The 19,363-nt window shown below is 69.3% G+C and carries 19 protein-coding genes; 4 read left to right on the plus strand and 15 right to left on the minus strand.

Annotation, left to right across the window (positions count from 1 at the left end):
* Positions 1-11: 11 nt before the first annotated feature.
* The 8 genes from RV045_RS10620 to gspG are packed head-to-tail and all read right to left on the minus strand — an operon-like array spanning position 12 to position 5,665.
* Complete coding sequence (locus tag RV045_RS10620; RefSeq protein ID WP_423235760.1) at positions 12-866, minus strand: type II secretion system protein N; 855 nt, start codon at positions 864-866, stop codon at positions 12-14.
* 11 nt (positions 867-877) lie between these two features.
* On the minus strand, positions 878-1,396 hold the full coding sequence (gene gspM, locus RV045_RS10625; protein WP_423235761.1) for a type II secretion system protein GspM: 519 nt from the start codon (positions 1,394-1,396) through the stop codon (positions 878-880).
* Entirely contained in the window at positions 1,393-2,670 is a 1,278-nt protein-coding gene (gspL, locus tag RV045_RS10630; RefSeq protein WP_423235762.1) for a type II secretion system protein GspL, read from the minus strand. Before gspL ends, gspM begins: the two co-directional genes overlap by 4 nt.
* A 9-nt stretch (positions 2,671-2,679) precedes the next feature.
* Complete coding sequence (gspK, locus tag RV045_RS10635; RefSeq protein ID WP_423235763.1) at positions 2,680-3,648, minus strand: type II secretion system minor pseudopilin GspK; 969 nt, start codon at positions 3,646-3,648, stop codon at positions 2,680-2,682.
* Positions 3,649-3,683: 35 nt separating this feature from the next.
* Positions 3,684-4,349, minus strand: coding sequence for a prepilin-type N-terminal cleavage/methylation domain-containing protein (locus tag RV045_RS10640; protein ID WP_423235764.1), 666 nt, complete (start codon positions 4,347-4,349; stop codon positions 3,684-3,686).
* The gene (gene gspI, locus RV045_RS10645) at positions 4,346-4,720 is read right to left on the minus strand and encodes a type II secretion system minor pseudopilin GspI (protein WP_423235765.1); all 375 of its coding nucleotides are present in this window, start codon (positions 4,718-4,720) and stop codon (positions 4,346-4,348) included. Before gspI ends, RV045_RS10640 begins: the two co-directional genes overlap by 4 nt.
* Entirely contained in the window at positions 4,717-5,289 is a 573-nt protein-coding gene (locus RV045_RS10650) for a pilus assembly FimT family protein (protein WP_423235766.1), read from the minus strand. The genes gspI and RV045_RS10650 overlap by 4 nt, the downstream gene beginning before the upstream one ends.
* Positions 5,261-5,665 (minus strand): type II secretion system major pseudopilin GspG, encoded by a 405-nt coding sequence (gene gspG / locus RV045_RS10655; RefSeq protein WP_423235798.1) that lies wholly within the window; start codon positions 5,663-5,665, stop codon positions 5,261-5,263. Before gspG ends, RV045_RS10650 begins: the two co-directional genes overlap by 29 nt.
* Before the next feature lie 135 nt (positions 5,666-5,800).
* Between gspG and RV045_RS10660 the strand changes: the two genes are divergently transcribed.
* The gene (locus tag RV045_RS10660; RefSeq protein ID WP_423235767.1) at positions 5,801-6,550 is read left to right on the plus strand and encodes a hypothetical protein; all 750 of its coding nucleotides are present in this window, start codon (positions 5,801-5,803) and stop codon (positions 6,548-6,550) included.
* A gap of 27 nt (positions 6,551-6,577) precedes the next feature.
* Here RV045_RS10660 and yjjJ read toward each other — a convergent pair whose 3' ends face one another.
* The 6 genes from yjjJ to RV045_RS10690 all read right to left on the minus strand — a co-directional run bounded on the left by yjjJ (position 6,578) and on the right by RV045_RS10690 (position 15,134).
* Positions 6,578-7,933 (minus strand): type II toxin-antitoxin system HipA family toxin YjjJ, encoded by a 1,356-nt coding sequence (yjjJ, locus tag RV045_RS10665; protein WP_423235768.1) that lies wholly within the window; start codon positions 7,931-7,933, stop codon positions 6,578-6,580.
* A gap of 83 nt (positions 7,934-8,016) precedes the next feature.
* Positions 8,017-9,279: a Zn-dependent hydrolase gene (locus tag RV045_RS10670; RefSeq protein WP_423235769.1), complete on the minus strand. Its 1,263-nt coding sequence runs from the start codon at positions 9,277-9,279 to the stop codon at positions 8,017-8,019.
* 69 nt (positions 9,280-9,348) lie between these two features.
* Positions 9,349-10,806, minus strand: coding sequence for a dihydropyrimidinase (gene hydA, locus RV045_RS10675; protein WP_423235770.1), 1,458 nt, complete (start codon positions 10,804-10,806; stop codon positions 9,349-9,351).
* 40 nt (positions 10,807-10,846) lie between these two features.
* Positions 10,847-12,277, minus strand: a complete 1,431-nt coding sequence (locus RV045_RS10680) for an NCS1 family nucleobase:cation symporter-1 (RefSeq protein WP_423235771.1) — start codon at positions 12,275-12,277, stop codon at positions 10,847-10,849.
* Positions 12,278-12,352: 75 nt separating this feature from the next.
* The gene (gene preA / locus RV045_RS10685; RefSeq protein WP_423235772.1) at positions 12,353-13,681 is read right to left on the minus strand and encodes an NAD-dependent dihydropyrimidine dehydrogenase subunit PreA; all 1,329 of its coding nucleotides are present in this window, start codon (positions 13,679-13,681) and stop codon (positions 12,353-12,355) included.
* 13 nt (positions 13,682-13,694) lie between these two features.
* Positions 13,695-15,134: an NAD(P)-dependent oxidoreductase gene (locus tag RV045_RS10690; RefSeq protein ID WP_423235773.1), complete on the minus strand. Its 1,440-nt coding sequence runs from the start codon at positions 15,132-15,134 to the stop codon at positions 13,695-13,697.
* Between the two features lie 173 nt (positions 15,135-15,307).
* On the opposite strand from RV045_RS10690, the gene RV045_RS10695 reads away from it, so the two are divergent.
* Together RV045_RS10695 and RV045_RS10700 are read left to right on the plus strand one after the other, a co-directional pair.
* Positions 15,308-16,348 carry a virulence RhuM family protein gene (locus RV045_RS10695; protein WP_423235774.1) on the plus strand — a complete coding sequence of 347 codons (1,041 nt, stop codon included), beginning with the start codon at positions 15,308-15,310 and terminating at the stop codon, positions 16,346-16,348.
* Positions 16,345-16,968 (plus strand): TetR/AcrR family transcriptional regulator, encoded by a 624-nt coding sequence (locus tag RV045_RS10700; RefSeq protein WP_423235775.1) that lies wholly within the window; start codon positions 16,345-16,347, stop codon positions 16,966-16,968. The genes RV045_RS10695 and RV045_RS10700 overlap by 4 nt, the downstream gene beginning before the upstream one ends.
* Here the strand turns inward: RV045_RS10700 and RV045_RS10705 are convergent.
* Positions 16,931-17,896, minus strand: a complete 966-nt coding sequence (locus tag RV045_RS10705; RefSeq protein WP_423235776.1) for a LysR family transcriptional regulator — start codon at positions 17,894-17,896, stop codon at positions 16,931-16,933. The genes RV045_RS10700 and RV045_RS10705 overlap by 38 nt on opposite strands.
* 87 nt (positions 17,897-17,983) lie before the next feature.
* On the opposite strand from RV045_RS10705, the gene aptA reads away from it, so the two are divergent.
* Positions 17,984-19,351, plus strand: a complete 1,368-nt coding sequence (gene aptA, locus RV045_RS10710; protein WP_423235777.1) for an omega-aminotransferase AptA — start codon at positions 17,984-17,986, stop codon at positions 19,349-19,351.
* Positions 19,352-19,363 lie beyond the last annotated feature (12 nt).

Here is a 19,363-nt window from a genome sequence, read left to right on the forward strand (position 1 = left end):
CGGCACCGGGGTCAACCGACGCTGAGTAAGGCCACCGCGCCCTGGCGGCGGCCGAGAATGTTGAGAAGATTGTCCAGCGCGCCCGCGCGGTCGGGCGCGGCGCTGGCCTGGCCCTGAAAGCGCAGGCGTCCGCCCTGGAGCTGGCCCTGGCCCTGCAAGCGCAGCGCGCCGTCCAGAGTCGTCAGGGTGACCTGGGGGCCTGCGCCTGCAGCGCCGCTCTGGGGCCCCTGAACCGTCAGGCGGTAGCTGCCCAACTCGGGCAGGGTGGACAGGCGCGAGGCCATGTGCAGGAAATCGGCCTGCAGCTGCCCGGACAGCGCCACCGTGCCATTGTGGCCGGACAGGCTCAGATCCTGCCCCTGCAGGCGCACACGGCCGCTGGGCGCCAGGGTGTTCCAGGGCGTGCCCAGCGCGGCCAGCCAGGTGGCCGGCCAGTCGCCCAGATCGGCGGCGCCCCGGCCGCTGGCATCGTCCGGGCTCAGGCGCAGCTGCCACTGGCGCCAGCCGGGCACCAGCAGGGCCTGCACGGGCTGCGCCATGCAGCAGTCCTGACGCAAAACCAGCGCGGGCAGCAGACCACGCCAGTGGCTGGACCAGCTCAGGCGGCCCGGCAGCACCACGGGCGCGCCGCTGCCCGCACCGGCGCTGAGCAGCACCGTGGCCGATCCGCGCCAGACGCTGCCCTCGGTCGCCGCCCAGATCACCCGCCCGCCGCTGGCCTGCGCCACCGCAGCGCCCAGCCACGACGCTGGCGCCCAAATCATGACGCCCACGAGCAGCCCCAGCAGCCCCCCGACCCAGGCCCAGCGCAGGGCAGGGCGGCCGGTGCGCGACTGGCGCGGCGCACGCGCTGTCCGCTGAGGCATCGCGAACCCCTTCATGGCGCGCCCGCCAGAGTCAGCACGATCTGGCCCGACCAGCCCTGGGGACCGTGATCGAGCTGGACCTGGCCGGGCCGCGCCTGCGCGCCCAGCTGCACGGCCTGCAGCCAGCGCTGCAGCGCCTGCGGGCCGACGTTTTTGAGCGTCAGCGTCGCGCTGTCGCCCTGCACGCTGAGTTGCCCGGCGGCGCCCAGCGCCTGCGTGGCGGCGTCCAGCGCCTGCTGGCGCTGCTGGGCGGACAGCGGCGCCAGCCCGGGCTGTTTGCGCAGCACGCTGGCCTGCGCCACCTGCTGCTGCACCTGATCGTTCTGGGCGCGCAGCTGGGCCAGCTCGGCCTGCGCCCGCGGAATTCCCTTGAGGGCAGGACGCAGCAGCCCGCCCCACAGCACCAGCAGCGCCACAGCCACGCCCGCAATCAGCACGCCCCGGCGCTCGCGCGGCTGAAGGGCGGTCCAGCGCTGCCTGAGCGGCTGGGCCAACGCGGCAAAGTTTGCGAAAGCGCCCCTGCGGCTCATGGCGTTCCCCCCACGGGCAGGGGTCGCAGGCGCACGGCAGCGCCTTCGTCCAGCACCTGCAGGCCCTGCTCGCGCAGACTGGCGGCGAAAGTCTGCTGCTGCTCACCGCTCCAGGTGCCGCGCTGCAGGCTCAGGCTGGCGCCGTCGTAGTTCAGGCGGCTGGCGGGCGCAGCCCCGGCGGGCCAGGCCGATGCGGCGGCGCCCATCAGCACGGCGAAATCGGCCGGATCGCTGGCGCCCGTGCGCTGGCGCAAGCCCTGCAGCGCCTGGCGCACCTGCAGCGGGGCATCCAGCAGCACGGGAATCTCCGGGAAAGCGGTTTTGACCGAGGCCTGAATGTGCTGCCCCAGCCGCTGCGCCTCGTGCGAGAGCTGCCACCAGCGCAGGTTCAGCCCCACCACGGCCAGCAGGACCAGCGCGGCCAGGCCCCAGCGGGCCGGGCGCCACGTGGGTTGGCCCAGTTCGCGGCCCAGGCGCTGCAGGTGCTGCCAGCCCTTGCGCGCGGGCTGAAGATCAAACTGCAGCAACTGCCACGGCGAGCGGCTGGCCTGCAGCCAGCGCTGGCTGTCGGACAACACCGGCACAGGCTGGCGCAGCCAGCGTTCGGCCACCGAGGCGGCAGCAGGGGCGGCAGTCCAGGTGGCTGTCCATGTGGCGCTAGGGCCATCGCCCGCCAGCGCACCGGCCAGCGCCTGGCGCGCGTGCCCCCCGGCCAGCGGCCAGACAGCGACGCCGTCGGCATCGGTCCAGACGATCTGTCCGCCATCTTCGCCCTCCAGTGCCGGACCTTCGCTGAAGTGACCATAGCCGCTGGAGGGCCGTGAGTCGTCCTCCGGCCCCGGGCCGCTCTGGCCGGGCCAGGACAGCGGATGGGCGCGCTCGGCGCGGTGCCCGGCGGCCTCCAGCACGCGCAGCAGGGCCGCGAGACGCTGGCGCGCCATCACTGCGACCCAGGTCTCGCTGCCCGGCGCAGCGCCCTGTGGCAGCGCCAGATGCAGGTCGGGCGTGTCGTCCAGGACCTGATCTTCCAGCGCGTTCCCCAGCACGGCACGCAGCTTGGCGCGCGGCGCCTTGGGCAGGGTCAGGCGGTGCCAGGCCACGGCACTGTCGGGCAGCAGCAGCACGCATTCGGCGGCCTGCGGCAGGCGGCCCGCAGCGCTGCAGCCCGAGGCCAGCACGGTGTCGCCCTGCACCAGCAGGTGGTCCAGCGGCGTGGCGTCGTCCGGCACGGGAGCGCGGTTCGGGTCGGGCAGCAGGACAAGCAGGGTGGTCATGGGGCGATTCTAGGGCGTCTGGAGCCGGGTTTGCGTGTCCAGCGCCGTGAGCTGCAGGCCCATGCGCAGCACCAGCGATTCTTTTTCCAGCACCAGGTCGTCCATGCGCAGGCGTCCGGTGACGCGGAAAAAGCGTGTGGACACAGCCACCCGGGCGCTGGTCAGCAGGCTGTCGGGCACGCTGGGCGGCAGCGACTGGCGCAGGGCGGGGATGCCATTCCAGGGCCGCGTGGCACGATCCTGCACCAGCTGCTGCGCCGCGCCCAGCGGCAGATCGAGCAGCGCGGCCAGCACTTCGCGCGGCGCGGTGTTGACGTTGACCGGCGTGACCACGGGCAGCAGCGTCAGCCACGGCCGCAGCGCGTCCAGCACCGCAGGCGTCACGCCCAGCCAGCGCAGGTCGTCGAAACGGCGGGGCGGCAGCGGCGCGTTGCCGTCCTCCGAGGCGCCCCAGGCGCGCAGCAGGCCCTGGGCGATCTGTCCGGCGGTCTCGCGGCCCACCTTGGCCTGCTCGCACAGGCGCTGGACCACGGCCAGCTCGACCGGGCTGATGATGTCCTTGCCCGTGGCCGGATCACGAGCGATCAGGTTGCGCAGGTTGTAGGCAGCCTGCGCGTCCTCGATGTGGCCGGACAGGAAGGCGTCGGGCAGGCTGCTGCTGTCGGTGGCGTTGGCTGTCGCGCCGTCACCGCCCTGGCCTGCGGCCAGAAAAGTCGACAGGCGCGATTCGGCCAGCGGCACCGCCCAGGGCTCGCCCAGCGTGTCGACGCTGCTGCTGCGCGCGTCTTCGCGCAGGATGAGCATGGCCCAGTCCAGCGCGCCGGTCAGCAGCCAGTCGGCCTGGCCTCGGGCGCGTTCGGCGGTTTCGACCTGCAGGGATCGCCACTGCTGCCAGACCAGCCCGGCGGCCAGCGTGGTGATGACGCTGACGGTGAGCAGCGCCAGCAGCAGCGCCGCCCCGCGCTGGCGCCACCGCAAGGGCCTGAAGGGCCTGTTTTGAGCGCCGCGCCGCGTCATGGCACCACCCCCGGCGCCTGCGACAGCGACAGGCGCACGTCGCGTGTCAGCGTGCCGGATTTCAGGCGCAGCACCATGCGCACGCCGCCGGGCAGCTGCAGGACAGGGCCACTGCCGCCGCCCGGTTTGCCGCCCTCGGCCGGAGGGCTGGTGGCGGCCACATCGTCGGACGACTGCGCGTTGGACCAGCCGTTGCGGTAGTAATACACCTGCCAGTCCAGCGCGCTGCCATCCAGCGTCAGCCAGCCCGGGCCGTCGGCGTTGGCCTGGCCCTGGCTGAAGATCCAGTTCTCGACCAGATCGCCCGCCCGCGTCACCGGGGCGTAGGCGTAGCGCTGCCAGCGCCCCTGGCGCACGCGCCAGACGACGATCTGCAGCCCTTCAGGCTGGCGGCGCACAAAGCTGAAGCTGGCGCCGTCAAACGCCAGCGCGGGGATGGCGTCGGTACGCACCAGCGCGGCCAGATCGCTGTCCCACTGGGCCACGGCGGTCTGCAGGCGCAAAGTGTCGTCCAGCACGGCGTTGCCCGCGTCGCGCGAACGCACCAGGGTGTCCACGCCGCGCCAGGCCATGGCCGCTATCACCGACATGATGACCAGCGCGACCAGCACCTCGACCAGGGTGAAGCCCCGGGAGGGCCGGGCAGGATGCTGTGCGTTCATCGTGGAATCACCGTGCTGATCGACAGGAGACGGTGGCCGTCGGCATCCAGCACCGTCACATCAGCGCGGCGGAAGTTGGGATTGGGCGTGGGCTGCACGGCTATCTGTCCGCCCAGCGTCACACCCAGCTGCTCGCAGCTGAAATCGCTGCGGCCCACGGGCGGAAACTGGCGCGCCAGGCGGATGCCGGTGAGCTGGTTGTCCGCGCACCACTGCGCCAGCGTCATGCTGCGCGCGCGTTCTGCACTGGTGGTCAGCGACTGCGCGGCGCGCAGGCCAGCGGCCAGCGCCACCGCAACGATCACCAATGCGACCAGCACCTCGACCAGGGTGAAGCCCGCGGCTGGCTGCGGACGAGGCGGCTTCCTCATGGCTGGCCTGGGCCGCTGCCCGCACTGCCTGCACTGCCTGCATTGCCTGCATTGCGGAAGGGCCCCAGACCGTCGCTGGCCAGGGTGATCTGCTGGCCGTCCAGCGACAGCGTCACGCTCTGCGGCGGAATCAGCGGCTCGGGGCCCAGCACCAGATCGTCGGCCACCTGGCCGTTGCGGCTGACGCGCACGGCAATGGCCGCCCGGTCCAGCCAGCGCGAGGGCAGGGCGGCCCGGGCGGGCAGGCCGGCGAACAGGAAATCCGGCACCGGGCTGTCTTTGGGCGGCGTCGGCGCGTCGGTGCGGCGGTTCAGGCTGGCGGCGGGCCACCAGGTCACCGGCTGGCCGCTGGCGCGCGCGGTGGCGCGGGCGCTGTCCAGCAGGGCGGCCAGGCGCAGGCCTTCGCGGTCGAGCTGGCTGGCGGCCGGGTCGCGGATCGCCAGGCTGACCAGTCCCGCCGAGATCGCCACAATGGCAATCACCACCATCAGCTCGATCAGGGTGAAGCCCCGGGTGTGGCCCGGCCGGCGCCGGGCGGCTTTACTGCCAGGAACCCAGATCGGCGTCATTCCCCTGGCCTCCCGGCTGGCCGTCAGCGCCGAGGCTGAAGACATCGAAATCGCCGTGCACGCCGGGGCTCAGGTACTGATAGGGTTTGCCCCAGGGATCGGTCGGCAGCTTGTCGATGTAGGGCTTCCAGTTCTGCGGTTTGGGGTCGGTCGTGGGCTGCTGCACCAGCGCCTGCAGGCCCTGCGCTGAAGTGGGATAGCGCTGGTTGTCCAGCTTGTACAGTTTGAGCGCCTGGCTGAGGTTGCTGATGTCGGTGCGCGCCGCCGTCACGCGCGCCTCGGCGGCGCGGTCCAGCACATTGGGCACGATGAGTGCGGCCAGCACGCCGATGATGACCAGCACCACCATCAGCTCGATCAGGGTGAAGCCACGCATCACCCCGTGCGGCTGGCGGGAGCAGGAGTGCAGGGCAGGGCGTCGGACGGGGACAGCGGTCATGGTGGGGCTTTCGGGATTCCGGCAGTTCAAGCCTTGGATGATAATGCGACAGCGCTTTTTTCTGCCGAGCCCATGTCCATCGTCACCCGTCTGAATCTGCTTCCCCGTCTGACCGCCCTGCTGCTGTGGCTGGCGGTGGGCCTTGTTCTGGCCTGGGCCACACTGCAGGTGCGTCGCGATGCGGGCGTCCCGGCGGATGCGCGCACGCTGCCCACGTCGGCGGTGGCTGCGGGCGACTGGCAGCGCGTCATGGGCGAGCCGCAGGCCGCTGCTGCGCCGGCTGCGGCGCCTGCCCCCGCTGTGTCGCAGCGCTACAAGCTGCTGGGCATCGTGTCGGGCAGCCGCCGCGCCGCGCTGATGAGCCAGGACGGCAAGCTGCCGCGCGTCTGGCGCCCCGGCGACGCGTTGGCCGATGGTTATGTGGTCCAGCACATTGGCATCCGTGAACTGGTGGCGGCCAAGGCCGGTGATGCCAGCGCCACATTCCGGCTGGAACTGCCGCTGCTGCCCCCGCCTGCCACAGGCGTGCCCGGGCAGACGGCCACGGCCCCCGGTGCGCCGGTCATGGCGCCTGCGCCCATCATGCCGCCCCCGCGCAGCCCGGTGATGGCGCCCCAGGGCATTCAGGCGCCGGGCACGGAGCCTCAGCCCATGACTGCCGAACAGATGATGCAGCCCGGCCAGGTGCTGGGCCAGATGCCGGGTCAGCCCCAGCCCGACAACGGGCGCATGGGCACGGGCGGGATGCTGCTGCCCACCCCGCAGGTGCCCGGCGCAGCGGTGATCCCGGAAATGGCGGGCGGGGTCGAGCAGCCGCAGTAGCGGGTCGACAGACCAAGGCCGAAGGCGTCAGCCCAGCCGCCCAATCCGCGCCTGGGCCGTTTCCAGGTGCCGCGCCAGGCCTTCCAGACAGCCGGAGAACTCCGCCGACAAGCGCGGCTCGCCCCCGAGATTCTCCAGAAACTGTGCAGCCAGCCCCTGCGCCTGCCGCCAGGTGGCGTTGTCTACGCTGGCGTGCAGGGCGGGCGCGGGCAGCTGGTCGGGCAGGGCCCCGCCGGAGCGCGGCGCAAAGCCCATGGGCAGCATGTCGTAGGCAGGCGCCAGAGTGAAAGGTGGCAGGCCGCTGTCGCTGGTAAGCGACAGATTGCCGTTGTGCATGTCGGTGTTGCCCGTCAGGGTGCCGAAGGCGTACAGCAGCGCCGCCTTCTGGGCCGATGCGCGGTCTGTCAGGCCCAGGTCCGCCAGCCGCGCCACCAGGCGGGGCCAGGGCGCGCTGGCGTCACCCAGCCATTGGGCTTCGATGGCGGCCAGCGAGTACAGCCCGCGCCGCCCCAGAGCGCCGACGCGGTCGAAGCGTTCCAGCTCCAGAAAGCGCTGCCCCGCGTGTTCCAGCACCTGCGAGCGGGCGGCGGGCACGCCCGCATCCGACAGCGTGCGCAGGGCGTGGTGTTCGGCCAGCAGCAGATCGCGCCAGCGCCGGGTGACCGGGTTATCGCCCCGGGCGTCCGGCAGCGAGAATTTCACCAGCACATGCCGGGGCCCCTGTGCGGTTTCGGCGAAGGTGGTGAATTTGGGCTGTTCGCCGCCGGCGGACGAGCCGGGCAAGTCGCCCAGAACCGCCGCCTGGGCGAGGCGGGCGTAGGTGGGGCCCCTGTCGATGCCGCTCACCGCCTGCGGCAGGGCGCCCTCCAGAAAGCGGGCACGGGCCAGATCGCCCAGCAGCAGGTGGCCGATGGCATCGTGCCCCTGCGCGGTCAGGGCGCGCAGGATGTCGGTGTCGCGCCACTCGGACAGCTTTTGTGGCAGGCCGAGCTGCGTGGCGTGTTGCGCCACATAAGCGCGGCCCAGAAAGCCCTGCGGCCGCATATCCAGCAGCCACCAGGACAGGCTGTCGCTGTGGGTGGCGCTGCCGTCGGCCTGCAGCAGCACAAAGCCCTCGGGCCGCACCGCAATCAAGAGGCCCGCCGGGCGGACCGTGCCGTCGGGCGCGACACGATGGACGGGGATATCGCCCAGCCCACGCGCCGGATCGCGCAAGGCGTACTGAATGGATCGGGCAGCGCCCATCCGCACCACTTCATCGCTCATTCCTGCCAGGGTGCGGGACAGCGTGGGCTGGCTGAACCCTATTTTTTCAATGAGTTGCCGCGGACCCGCTGGGCCGCTGGACAGGACCTGGCGGATGCGGTCAGGGTGCGATAACACGGTGTTTGAATGATAGTCTGAATGGATTCCTGAATATTAAGCGAAATCAGCCAGGGAGGGGGGATGGTGATCCAGCCGGGGTGTTAGCCCACCACCCTGGCCCGCTCCAGCATCGCGTGCAGCAGGACGTTGCACCCGGCGGTGATGTGCTCGGGCTTGGCGTCTTCGATCTCGTTGTGGCTGATGCCGTCCTTGCAGGGGATGAAAATCATCCCGGCGGGCGCCAGGCGCGCCATGTAAACGGCATCGTGACCCGCGCCGGACACGGCGGGCATGTGGCTGTAGCCTAGCTGCTGCGCGGCGCGCTGGACGGCGTCCACGCAGCCCGCGTCGAAGGGCTGGGCCGGGTAGGCGCTGACCGGCGTGATGGTGATGGGCAGGCCGCTTTCGGCGCTCAGGCGGGCGGCCACGGCGCGGATGTCGGCGTCCATGGCCTCGCACAGCGCGTCAGTGGCGTTGCGCAGATCGATGCTGAATTTGACCTCGCCCGGAATCACGTTGCGACTGTTGGGGTGTACATGCACCATGCCCACCGTGCCGCGTCCGTGCGGCGGGTGGCGGTGCGCGCAGGCCACCACCTCCTGCATCAGCCGCGTGGCGACCTGCAGCGCGTCGCGGCGCAGGTGCATGGGCGTGGGCCCGGCGTGGGCTTCCATGCCGGAGACCACGCAGTCGTACCAGCGGATGCCCAGCACGCCGGTGACGACGCCGATGGTCACATCGTGATCCTCCAGCACCGGGCCCTGCTCGATGTGCGCCTCGAAATAGCTGCCGATCGGGTGCTGGCCGGGCACTTCGGGGCCGACGTAGCCGATGCGCTCCAGCTCGTCCTTCACCGTTTTGCCCGCCGTGTCGGTGGCGGCGTAAGCGTGCTCCAGCGTGAAGGCCCCGGCGAACACGCCCGAGCCCATCATCACCGGCACAAAGCGGCTGCCTTCCTCGTTGGTCCACCAGGCGACTTCGATGGGCGCTTCGGTCTCGATGCCGTGGTCGTTGAGCGTGCGCACCACCTCCAGCCCCGCCAGCACGCCGTAGTTGCCGTCGAACTTGCCGCCCGTGGGCTGGGTGTCGATGTGGCTGCCGGTGACCACCGGGGGCAGGGCGTTATTGCGCCCCGGGCGGCGCAGGAAGCCGTTGCCGATCTGGTCGATGGTCACCGTCATGCCCGCCTCTTTGGCCCAGCGGCTGACCAGATCACGGCCCTGCCTGTCCAGATCGGTCAGCGTCAGGCGGCAGACGCCGCCCTTGGGCGTGGCGCCGATCTGCGCCAGCTCCATCAGGCTGTCCCACAGGCGCTGGCCATTGACGCGCAGCGCGCTGATGTCGGTGAGGGTCTGGGAGGTCATGCGGGTCTCCGGGTGTGTCGTGGAATGGAATGGAAGGGATCTGGCCGTATCAAGCCGTATCAGGCTGGATCAGGCCGGGCGGGCCACTGGCTGGGGCTTGAGCGCCTCCAGGCGCTTGCCCGCCGCCGTGAACTGCGTGCCAAAAGCCGGGCGTTTGACATAGCGCCCGGCGCCCGCCACCGCACGCAGATCGCCGTTGGCCCACACCACCGCGCCCCGGCTGATGGTGTGGCTGGGCAGCCCGCGCACCTGGCGGCCTTCGAAGATGTTGAAATCGCCCTTGCTGAACTGGGTTTTGACGCTGATGGTTTTGGTCGCGGCCGGATCCCACAGCACCAGATCGGCGTCCGCGCCCGCCGCCACGCAGCCTTTTTGCGGGTAGACGTTAAAGAGGCGCGCGGCGTTGGCCGAGGTGACGGTGACGAACTCGCTGGGCGTCAGCCGCCCGCTGTTGACGCCTTCGTGCCAGAGCACGGCCATGCGCTCTTCGACGCCGCCGCAGCCGTTGGGAATTTTGGCGAACAGATCGCGCCCGGCCGCTTTTTGCGCCGCGCAGAAGGTGCAGTGGTCGGTGGCCGTGGTGTGCAGCGTGCCCGACTGCAGCGCGCGCCACAGATGCTCCTGGTGGCCGGTGGGCCGGAAGGGCGGGCTCATGACGTGCGCGGCGGCGGTGGCGAAATCGGGGTGGCGGTAGACGCTGTCGTCCAGCAGCAGGTGCCCGGCCAGCACCTCTCCGTAAACGCGCTGGCCCCGGGCGCGGGCGCGAGCGATGGCGTCCGCCGCTTCGATGCACGACACATGCACCACGTAAATCGGGATGCCAAACACGTCGGCGATGGCGATGGCGCGGTTGGCCGCTTCGCCCTCGACCACGGGCGGGCGCGACAGCGGATGGCCTTCCGGCCCGGTCAGGCCCTTGCGCGCCAGCTCCTGCTGCAGCAGGTAGACCATCTCGCCGTTTTCGGCGTGGACGGTGGGCATGGCACCCAGCTCCAGGCAGCGCCGGAAGCTGTTCACCAGCGTTTCGTCGTCGCACATGATGGCGTTTTTGTAGGCCATGAAGTGCTTGAAGCTGTTCACGCCCTCCTGCTGCACCAGCGTGCCCATGTCGCGCGAGACCGAATCCCCCCACCAGGTGATGGCCACGTGGAACATGTAATCGCTGGCCGATTTTTCGGCCCAGCCGCGCCAGGTGCGCCAGGCGTCCATCAGCTCCTGCTGCGGATCGGGGATGACGAAATCGATAATGCTGGTCGTGCCCCCGGCCAGCGCCGCCGCCGTGCCGGTGTAGAAATCGTCCATCGTCACCGTGCCCATGAAGGGAAGCTGCATGTGTGTGTGCGGGTCGATCCCGCCGGGCATGACGTACTGGCCGGTGGCGTCCAGCGTCTGCGCTCCGGCCGGGGCCAGCGTGGCGGCGGTCTCGCCCACGGCGATGATGCGGCCGTCGGCGCACAGCACGTCGGCCTGGAACTCGCGGTCGGTGTTGACGACGGTGCCGCCACGGATCAGAAGGGCCTGGGTCATTGCGGTCTCCTCAAGGTCAGGGATTCGGGACAGTTTCGGATCAGTGCGCGGCGGACGGCACCGGGCGCAGCACCTCGCGGCCCATGGCCATGCCGTAGTAGATGCCAGCGACGGTCAGGCTGAAGAACCAGCCCGAGCTGAAGATCGTCAGCCACAGCGGTCCGACCGCGCCTTGGGCCAGCACGCCGGATACCGTCAGGTAGCCGGGCAGGCAGGGCAGCACGCCCAGTGCGAAAGCGATCAGCGCGTGCGGGTTCCAGCCTTTGACGTACTCGTAGCGGCCGCCGCGCCGGTACAGTTCGTCCACCGCCAGATGGCCCCGGCGCACCACCATGAAATCAACCAGCAGAATGCCCGCGATGGCGCCCAGCAGCGTGCCGTAGCCGCCCAGCCAGGTGAAGAGGTAATCGCCTGACGTAGCCAGCAGCTTCCAGGGCATGAAGAGCAGACCCAGCAGCGCCGACAGCAGGCCGCCCATGCGGAAGCTGATTTTCGACGGCGCCAGGTTGCTGAAATCGTACGAGGGCGAGACCAGGTTGGCCGCCACATTGGTCGTCAGGTTGGCCAGCAGGATGACCAGCAGGCCCACGCCCGCTGCGAACGACCCCATCTGCGCCAGCAGGCCATCGGGGAAGAGCTGCGCCTTCCCGTACAGCAGGCTGGACGCCGAAAAGCCGATCACGCCCACCATGGAGAACAGCGCCATGGGCAGCGGCAGGCCCAGCGCCTGGCCCAGCACCTGGTCTTTCTGGGTGCGCGCAAAGCGCGTGAAATCGGGGATGTTCAGCGCCAGCGTCGCCCAGAAGCCGACCAGGCCCGTCAGCGCCGCCCAGGTCGGCGGGCCGCCTTCGACCCCCTTGGTCGGCAGATCAAAAATCGCGAAGCCGCCTTTGAAGAGCAGGTAAACCACCAGCAGTACCGAGGCGGCGATCATGAGCGGCGCGGCCACCACTTCCAGCACCCGCACCGATTCCAGACCGCGCCAGATGAACACCAGGTGCAGCGCCCAGAAGGCCAGGAAGCACACGAACTGCGAGGTGCTGATGGATTCGCCCGGTGCAGGCCCCGCCAGCGGCAGGCCGACCAGCACCAGGAAGCTGTGCAGCGCCAGCGCGCCGAAGTAGCAGTTGATCGAGAACCAGCCGCAGGCCACCAGGCCGCGCATCACCGCCGGCAGGCTGGCCCCGACGACGCCAAACGAGGCGCGCGCCAGCACCGGGAAAGGGATGCCGTACTGCACGCCCACGCGCCCGATCAGCAGCATGGGCACCAGCACGATGCAGTTGGCCAGCAGCACCAGAAACACCGCGTGTCCCCAGCTGAAGCCCTGGTCCAGCATGGAGCTGGCCATGGTGTAGGTGGGCACGCACACCACCATGCCGATCCATAGCGCGGTGAAATCCTTCCAGCGCCAGGTGCGCTGGTCGGGGCGCGTGGGGTGGAGATCTTCGTTGCTCAGGCTGTCGCTCATGAAAACTCCGCAGGGTTCGGGGGTGGGTTGGGGGCTAATTTGTCAGGGTCATTCTCTGAAACATCATGCCCGGATTCAGGCGGGCGATCCAGCGGGCGAACCAGCAGGCTGGCGCATCGGATTGTTCGGATGCTCCTTCCAGGTCAGCACTTCGGCGCTGACGGGGCGGCCGGTGCGGGCGTCCACCTCGCCGGGCTGCAGGCTGCGCAGGGTGATGCAGTCCGGCACCGGGCAGACCGAGACGCACAGGTTGCAGCCCACGCACTCGTCGTCCTTGACCTCGAAGTGGCGCTGGCCGTTTTTCGTGGCGCTGATGGCCTGGTGCGAGGTGTCCTCGCAGACCACATGGCAGCGCCCGCACGAGATGCACAGATCCTGGTTGATGACGGCCTTGTCGACGTGGTTCAGGTTCAGGTGGCGCCAGTCGGTCACGCTGGGTACGGCGCGGCCGACCAGCTCCTGCACGCTGGCGTAGCCCTGGGCGTCCAGAAAGCCCGACAGGCCGCTGCACATGTCCTGCACGATGCGAAAACCGTGGACCATCGCGGCCGTGCAGACCTGCACCGTGCCGCAGCCCAGAGCGATGAACTCGGCCGCATCGCGCCAGGTGCTGACGCCGCCAATGCCGGAAATGGGCAGCCCGGCCGTGGCTGGATCGCGGGCGATTTCGGCCACCATATTCAGCGCGATGGGCTTGACCGCCGGACCGCAGTAGCCGCCGTGCGAGCCCAGGCCCCCGGTGCTGGGGTGCATGGTCATGCGCTCCAGGTCCACGCCCATGATGGAGTTGATGGTGTTGATCAGCGACACCGCGTCCGCGCCGCCCGCCTTGGCCGCCCGCGCCGGGAAGCGCACGTCGGTGATGTTGGGCGTGAGCTTGACGATGACCGGCAGGCGGCTGTACTGCTTGCACCACTGCGTGACCCTCTGGATGTACTCGGGCACCTGGCCCACCGCCGCGCCCATGCCGCGCTCGCTCATGCCGTGCGGGCAGCCGAAGTTCAGTTCGATGCCGTCGGCGCCGGTGTCCTCGACCTGCGGCAGGATGTTGCGCCACGACGATTCGGTGCACGGCACCATCAGCGAGACGATCATGGCGCGGTCTGGAAAGGCGCGTTTGACCTGGCGGATTTCGTCCAGATTCACCTTCAGCGGCCGGTCGGAGATCAGCTCGATGTTGTTGAAGCCCAGCACCTTGCGGTCGGGCGAGAGCAGCGTGGAATAGCGCGGCCCGTTGACGTTGACCACGGGCGGATCCTCGCCCAGCGTTTTCCAGACCACGCCGCCCCAGCCGGCCTCGAAAGCGCGGATGACGTTGTAAGCCTTGTCGGTCGGCGGCGCGGACGCCAGCCAGAAGGGATTGGGGCTGCGGATGCCCAGAAATTCGGTGCTGAGATCAGCCATGGGGTGTCTCCTTTCAGGCGCTGGCCTGTGCGGCCATTGCGGCATTTGTGAGGCTTGTGCCGCGCAGATGGGCGTCGATGTCGAGGGCGGCGCGTTTGCCGTGCTCGACGGCTTCCACCGTCAGATCGCGCCCGCCATGGCGGCAGTCGCCGCCCGCCCAGACGCGGGCCAGGCCCGTGCGGCCACTGTCATCGGTGACGATGCGTCCGTCTTTCAGGGCGATGCGTCCGGCGTCGCCCGAGACCTGAAGCGCCGGGAAATCGGCCTGCTGGCCGATGGCGCGCAGCACCATGTCGGCGGGGAGGTGTATGGTCTCGTCGCTGTGGCGCAGCTGGCCGTCCACCAGCTCGGTGCGCACGCAATCCAGCCCCGTCAGGTGCGGGCCGTCCGGACCGCTTCCGCTGTTGTCGACCACCAGCCGCTGCGGCGCCAGCCAGCAGCGCAGGGTGACGCCGTTCTGACGCGCCCAGTCCTGCTCGTGGGCCGAGGCGGACAGGTGCTGCGGGCCGCGCCGGTAGACCAGCGTCACCTCGCGCGCGCCCAGCAGTTTCGCCTGCACTGCCGCGTCCACCGCCGTCATGCCGCCGCCGATCACCACCACCTGGCGCCCGACGGCCAGCTTCGTCTTGTCCGGCGCCTGGCGCAGGTCAGCGATGAAATCGACCGCATCGCGAAAACCTGGCAGGCCAGGCAGGCTGTCGGTGCCTGCGAGCGCCAGCGCATTCACGCCCGCCAGACCCAGCCCCAGAAACACGGCGTCGTGATCGCGCAGCAGGTCCGCCAGCGACATGTCTTGCCCCAGCGTCTGCCCGGCGCGCCAGGTGATGCCGCCGATGGACATCAGCCAGTCGATTTCGCGCTGGGCGAAATCCCCGGGCGTCTTGTAGGTGGCCAGGCCGTATTCGTTTAGGCCGCCGGGCTTGGGACGGGCGTCCAGCAGGGTGACGTCGTGGCCGCGCCGCGCCAGGCCGTGCGCACAGGCCAGCCCGGCCGGACCCGCACCGACCACCGCCACGCGGCGCCCGGTGGCTGGGGCGCGGGTGAAGAGCGGCGGCTGGGGTTGCGTCATCAGCGCGTCAGTGGCGTGGCGCTGCAGAAGGCCGATCTCGACCGGCTGGGTCTGCTGCGTGTTGCGCACGCAGGCCTGCTCGCACAGCACCTCGGTGGGGCAGACGCGGGCGCACATGCCGCCCAGCGGATTGGCCTCCAGGATGGCCTGCGCCGCGCCGCGCAGGTTGCCCTGGCCGATGCGCGCGATGAAGGAGGGGATGTCGATGCCCGTCGGGCACGCGGTGGTGCAGGGCGCGTCGTGGCAGTAGTAGCAGCGCTCGGCCTCGATCTGCGCCTGGCTGGGCGTCAGCGGCGGATGCGCCTCGTCAAAATGGGCCGCCAGCTCGGCGGGCGACAACCGCGCGGCGCACAGGCCGGGGGTGTTGACATCGTGGACTTCCATGCGCCTCTCCCTGATGACGACCCGGTCAGGCCGGGCATGGAGCGCAGTTTTTACTTCTGAGTAAAATTCGGCCATTGGGATAAACCCGCGGGATTTCCGGGGCGCAAGGGGCTGGGATGTGAGGTCGGACCCGGTACAGTGATACCTTCGGCGGTAACCAAAAGAGAACAGGCATGAGTCAGCAGCCCGGCGGTGAAATCATCCTGTACCAGCGTGGCGACGCCCCGGTCATTGATGTACGGCTTGATGGCGATACCGTCTGGCTGAGCCAGCAGCAGTTGGCGGAACTGTTTCAGACATCGCGCAGCAACGTCGTCGAGCACATCGCCAACATCTACGCAGAAGGCGAATTGAGCCAGGAGTCAACCTGTCGGGAATTCCGACAGGTTCGCACAGAGGGTACCCGCCAGGTCACCCGGGGACTGCCCTTTTACAACCTCGACCTCATTATCTCGCTGGGCTATCGCGTCAAGTCCGTCATCGCAACCCAGTTCCGAATCTGGGCCACCGAGCGCCTGCGCGAGTACCTCGTCAAGGGCTTCGCCATGGACGATATGCGCCTGAAGAACCTGGGTGGGGGCATCTACTGGAAAGAGCTGCTGGACCGCATTCGCGACATCCGATCCAGCGAAAAGGTGCTCTACCGTCAGGTGCTGGACCTCTATGCCACCAGTGTCGATTACGACCCCGGGGCCGAAGCCAGCCAGCTGTTCTTCAAGACCGTGCAAAACAAACTGCACTACGCCGCCCACGGTCAAACGGCGGCCGAGGTCATTGCGCAGCGCGCCGATGCAGGCAAGCCCTTCATGGGTTTGCTGTCCTTTATGGGCGCACAGCCCACCAAGGCTGAAGTGGGCAATGCCAAAAACTATCTGAATGCCGACGAACTCAAGCGCCTGAATACGCTGGTGTCGGCCTATTTCGACGCCGCCGAGTTCCGTGCCATGAATCACGAGCCCACCTATATGAAGGACTGGCTGGCACATCTGACGCAGCTGATCACCGCTATGGGCGGAAAAACCCTGCAAGGTGCAGGCTATGTCAGTCACCAGAACGCACTGGCTCACGCCGAAGCCGAATACGCCAAGTTCCGCGCCTGTCACGCCGAGCAACCGTCCGAGGTAGAGGCGGTATTTCTGGATACCGTCAAAAAAGCGCAGAAGAAAATCCAGAGGAAAAAGACTCCGGGTTTTGATATCCCCTCTGACCCATGACGCCAACCACCCCCCCACGCCCCACCCGCGACGACCGCGAAGCCCTGATCGTGGACAGCGCCACGCAGCATTTTGCGCTGCAGGGCTTTGAAGGGGCCAGCCTAGACCGCATCGCTGAAGGCGCGGGCATGAGCCGCCACCGGCTGTTTTACTACTTCCCCAGCAAGGAGGCGCTGTATCTGCGCGTGCTGGACGACATCGTCAGCCAGTGGCTGGACAACATGGTGGCGCTGTCGGCGGCGGACGACCCGCAGCAGGGCCTGCGCACCTACATCGAGGCCAAGATGCGGCATTCGATGGAGCACCCCTATGGATCGCGCGTTTACGCCCGCGAGCTGCTGTCCGGGGCGTCGCGCTACCGCGAGGTCATCGTCGAGCGCGTCGGGCCGGTGCTGCAGCACGATCTGGCCACGCTGCAGAAGTGGGCCGCGCAAGGCCGCATCGCCGCCGTCGATTTCACCCACCTGATGTTCGTGCTGTGGTCGGCCACGCAGGCCTACGCCGACGCGGCGCCGCAGTACGCGCTGCTGCTGGGCAAACCGGCGCTGGAAGCGGCCGATTTTGACGCCGCCGCCGCGCTGATCACGCAGATGGTGCTGGAGCTGCTGCAGCCGCGCTGAGGCCTTGCTCTGAGGCCAGCGCGTCCAGGAAGGCCTGCGTGAGGCGCAGCGGCGCGGGCGAACGGCGCACGATGGCGAAGTAGCGGCAGGTGTACTGCAATGTGCCCGGCGCGATGGCGCGCAGGCGGCCGTCGGCGACGAAGGGCTGCGCATAGTGATCGGGCAGGAAGCCGACAAACGCCCCGGACAGGATCAGCGTGGCCACGGCCTCCTGGTCGCTGGCGGTGGCGCGGCGCTCCAGGCGCTGGCTGTGCATCAGGCCCATATTGGGAGAGTGGTAGCCCAGCCCCGCGATGGCCTGCTGACGCAGATCGTCCCAGCCGGGCTCCGGGCGGCTGGCGCTGGCGTCAAACCAGGCGTGCCCCGCGCCCGCGTAGAGCTGCATGGTTTCGCCGAACAGGTCGCTGTAGGCCAGGGTGCCGGATTCGCGGTGGCCGGGGATGATGCCCAGGTGGTAGCGGCCGTCGATGACGCCGCGCTCGATCATGCCGATGGCGCCGACGTGCAGGTGCAGCGTGGCCTGCGGTGCGGCGCGGTGAAAGCGCGCGACGGCCTGCGCGATGCGCGCCTCGGGGTTGGACGCGGTCTTCTCGAACAGCGCCACGTGCAGATCGCCGCCCAGGCGGCGGTGGACATCGTGCAGGTGGCCGCGAAAGGCCTCGGTGGCGGCCAGCAGCTGCAGGGCGGCGTCGTAGACCTGCACGCCCTCAGGCGTCAGCGCGAAGCCGCCGCGCCCCCTGCGGCACAGCACCAGGCCCAGACGCTCCTCCAGATCCTTGATGTGGCGGCTGATGGTGGACATGGCGATGTTCAGCTCCAGTTCGGCGCTGGCCATGCCGCCGCACTCGGCCACGGCCTTGAACACGCGCAGCAGGCGCAGATCGACATCGGCCAGCTGGCCCGTCACCGGGGGGGATGATGCTTGCATATAGTTTCAACCAAATATGGGTGGATCATCATTTATAAGAGCAAACGGCCGCGCCACAATGCGGATATTCCCCCACCGGAGCCTTCTATGAATCCGACCCTTCCCCGCAGCGCCGTCATGCCCGTCAACAGCGCGCAGCCGCGCACCGACGCCGACTGGCTGGCCGCGCACTGGATGCCCTACACCGGCAACCGCGATTTCAAGGCCCATCCGCGCCTGATCACCGCGGCCAAAGGCTGCTGGTACACGGACGCTGACGGGCGCCAGATTCTGGATGGGCTCTCTGGCCTGTGGACCTGCGGCCTGGGCCACGGCCGCGCCGAAATCACCGCCGCTGTGCAGGAGCAGGTGGCGCGCCTGGATTACTGCCCGGCCTTCCAGTTTGGCCACCCGGGCTCTTTTGAGCTGGCCAACCGCATCACCGAGCTGCTGCCGCACGGCCTGGATCGCGTGTTTTTTGTGGGATCGGGCTCCGAGGCCGCCGACACCGCGCTCAAAATGGCCCGCGCCTACTGGCGCGCGCGCGGTCAGGGTCAGAAAACCCGCCTGATCGGCCGCGAGAAGGGCTATCACGGCGTCAACTTTGGCGGCATTTCGGTGGGCGGCATTGGCGCCAACCGCAAGCATTTCGGGCAGGGCATCGAGGCCGATCATCTGGCGCACACCCAGCTGGCCGCCAACGCCTTCAGCCGGGGCGTGCCCACGCAGGGCGCCGAAATGGCCGACGAGCTGCTGCGCCTGATCGCGCTGCACGACGCCAGCAACATCGCCGCCGTCATCGTCGAGCCCATGTCCGGCTCGGGCGGGGTGGTGATTCCGCCCCAGGGCTATCTGCAGCGCCTGCGCGAGATCTGCACCGCGCACGACATCCTGCTGATTTTTGACGAGGTCATCTGCGGCTTTGGCCGCCTGGGCGCGGCCACGGGCGCGGAGTTTTTCGGCGTCACTCCCGACATCATGACCATGGCCAAGCAGATCACCAACGGCGCGCAGCCGCTGGGCGCGGTCGCGGCCACGACGGGCATCTACGACACCTTCATGGCGGCGGGCGGTCCGGACTACATGCTGGAGTTCCCGCACGGCTACACCTACTCGGCGCACCCGGTGGCCTGCGCAGCCGGCAACGCGGCGCTGGATCTGTGGACGCGCCTGGACGCTCCGGCACTGGTTCGCGCCCGCGCCGCGCACTTCGAGAACGCCGTCCACGGCCTGCGCGGCCTGCCGCACGTCACTGACATCCGCAACATCGGTCTGGCCGCGGGCATCACCCTGACTGCACTGCCCGGCGAGCCCGCCCGCCGCCCCTACGAGGTCGCCATGCGCTGCTGGCAGCGCGGTGTTTACGTGCGCTACGGCGGCGACACCCTCCAGCTGGCGCCGCCCTTTGTCATCGAAACCGGCGAGATTGACCACCTGGTCGGCACGCTGGCGCAGGCGCTCAAAGAGCAGGCCTGATTCATCCCTTTC

It is taken from the genome of Amphibiibacter pelophylacis (genome assembly GCF_037688875.1).
GTDB classification, from domain to species: domain Bacteria; phylum Pseudomonadota; class Gammaproteobacteria; order Burkholderiales; family Burkholderiaceae_C; genus Amphibiibacter; species Amphibiibacter pelophylacis.

Excerpts from the sequence above, each read along its gene's own strand:
- RV045_RS10620 (WP_423235760.1), bottom strand. The coding sequence starts at position 866 with ATGCCTCAGCGGACAGCGCGTGCGCCGCGCCAGTCGCGCACCGGCCGC.
- gspI (WP_423235765.1), bottom strand. The coding sequence starts at position 4,720 with ATGAGGAAGCCGCCTCGTCCGCAGCCAGCCGCGGGCTTCACCCTGGTC.
- RV045_RS10680 (WP_423235771.1), bottom strand. The coding sequence starts at position 12,277 with ATGAGCGACAGCCTGAGCAACGAAGATCTCCACCCCACGCGCCCCGAC.
- preA (WP_423235772.1), bottom strand. The coding sequence starts at position 13,681 with ATGGCTGATCTCAGCACCGAATTTCTGGGCATCCGCAGCCCCAATCCC.
- RV045_RS10705 (WP_423235776.1), bottom strand. The coding sequence starts at position 17,896 with ATGCAAGCATCATCCCCCCCGGTGACGGGCCAGCTGGCCGATGTCGAT.
- RV045_RS10650 (WP_423235766.1), bottom strand. The coding sequence starts at position 5,289 with ATGACGCCGATCTGGGTTCCTGGCAGTAAAGCCGCCCGGCGCCGGCCG.
- gspM (WP_423235761.1), bottom strand. The coding sequence starts at position 1,396 with ATGAGCCGCAGGGGCGCTTTCGCAAACTTTGCCGCGTTGGCCCAGCCG.
- RV045_RS10670 (WP_423235769.1), bottom strand. The coding sequence starts at position 9,279 with ATGACCTCCCAGACCCTCACCGACATCAGCGCGCTGCGCGTCAATGGC.
- RV045_RS10700 (WP_423235775.1), top strand. The coding sequence starts at position 16,345 with ATGACGCCAACCACCCCCCCACGCCCCACCCGCGACGACCGCGAAGCC.
- RV045_RS10690 (WP_423235773.1), bottom strand. The coding sequence starts at position 15,134 with ATGGAAGTCCACGATGTCAACACCCCCGGCCTGTGCGCCGCGCGGTTG.
- gspL (WP_423235762.1), bottom strand. The coding sequence starts at position 2,670 with ATGACCACCCTGCTTGTCCTGCTGCCCGACCCGAACCGCGCTCCCGTG.
- RV045_RS10660 (WP_423235767.1), top strand. The coding sequence starts at position 5,801 with ATGTCCATCGTCACCCGTCTGAATCTGCTTCCCCGTCTGACCGCCCTG.
- RV045_RS10640 (WP_423235764.1), bottom strand. The coding sequence starts at position 4,349 with ATGAACGCACAGCATCCTGCCCGGCCCTCCCGGGGCTTCACCCTGGTC.
- aptA (WP_423235777.1), top strand. The coding sequence starts at position 17,984 with ATGAATCCGACCCTTCCCCGCAGCGCCGTCATGCCCGTCAACAGCGCG.
- gspG (WP_423235798.1), bottom strand. The coding sequence starts at position 5,665 with ATGCGTGGCTTCACCCTGATCGAGCTGATGGTGGTGCTGGTCATCATC.
- RV045_RS10695 (WP_423235774.1), top strand. The coding sequence starts at position 15,308 with ATGAGTCAGCAGCCCGGCGGTGAAATCATCCTGTACCAGCGTGGCGAC.
- hydA (WP_423235770.1), bottom strand. The coding sequence starts at position 10,806 with ATGACCCAGGCCCTTCTGATCCGTGGCGGCACCGTCGTCAACACCGAC.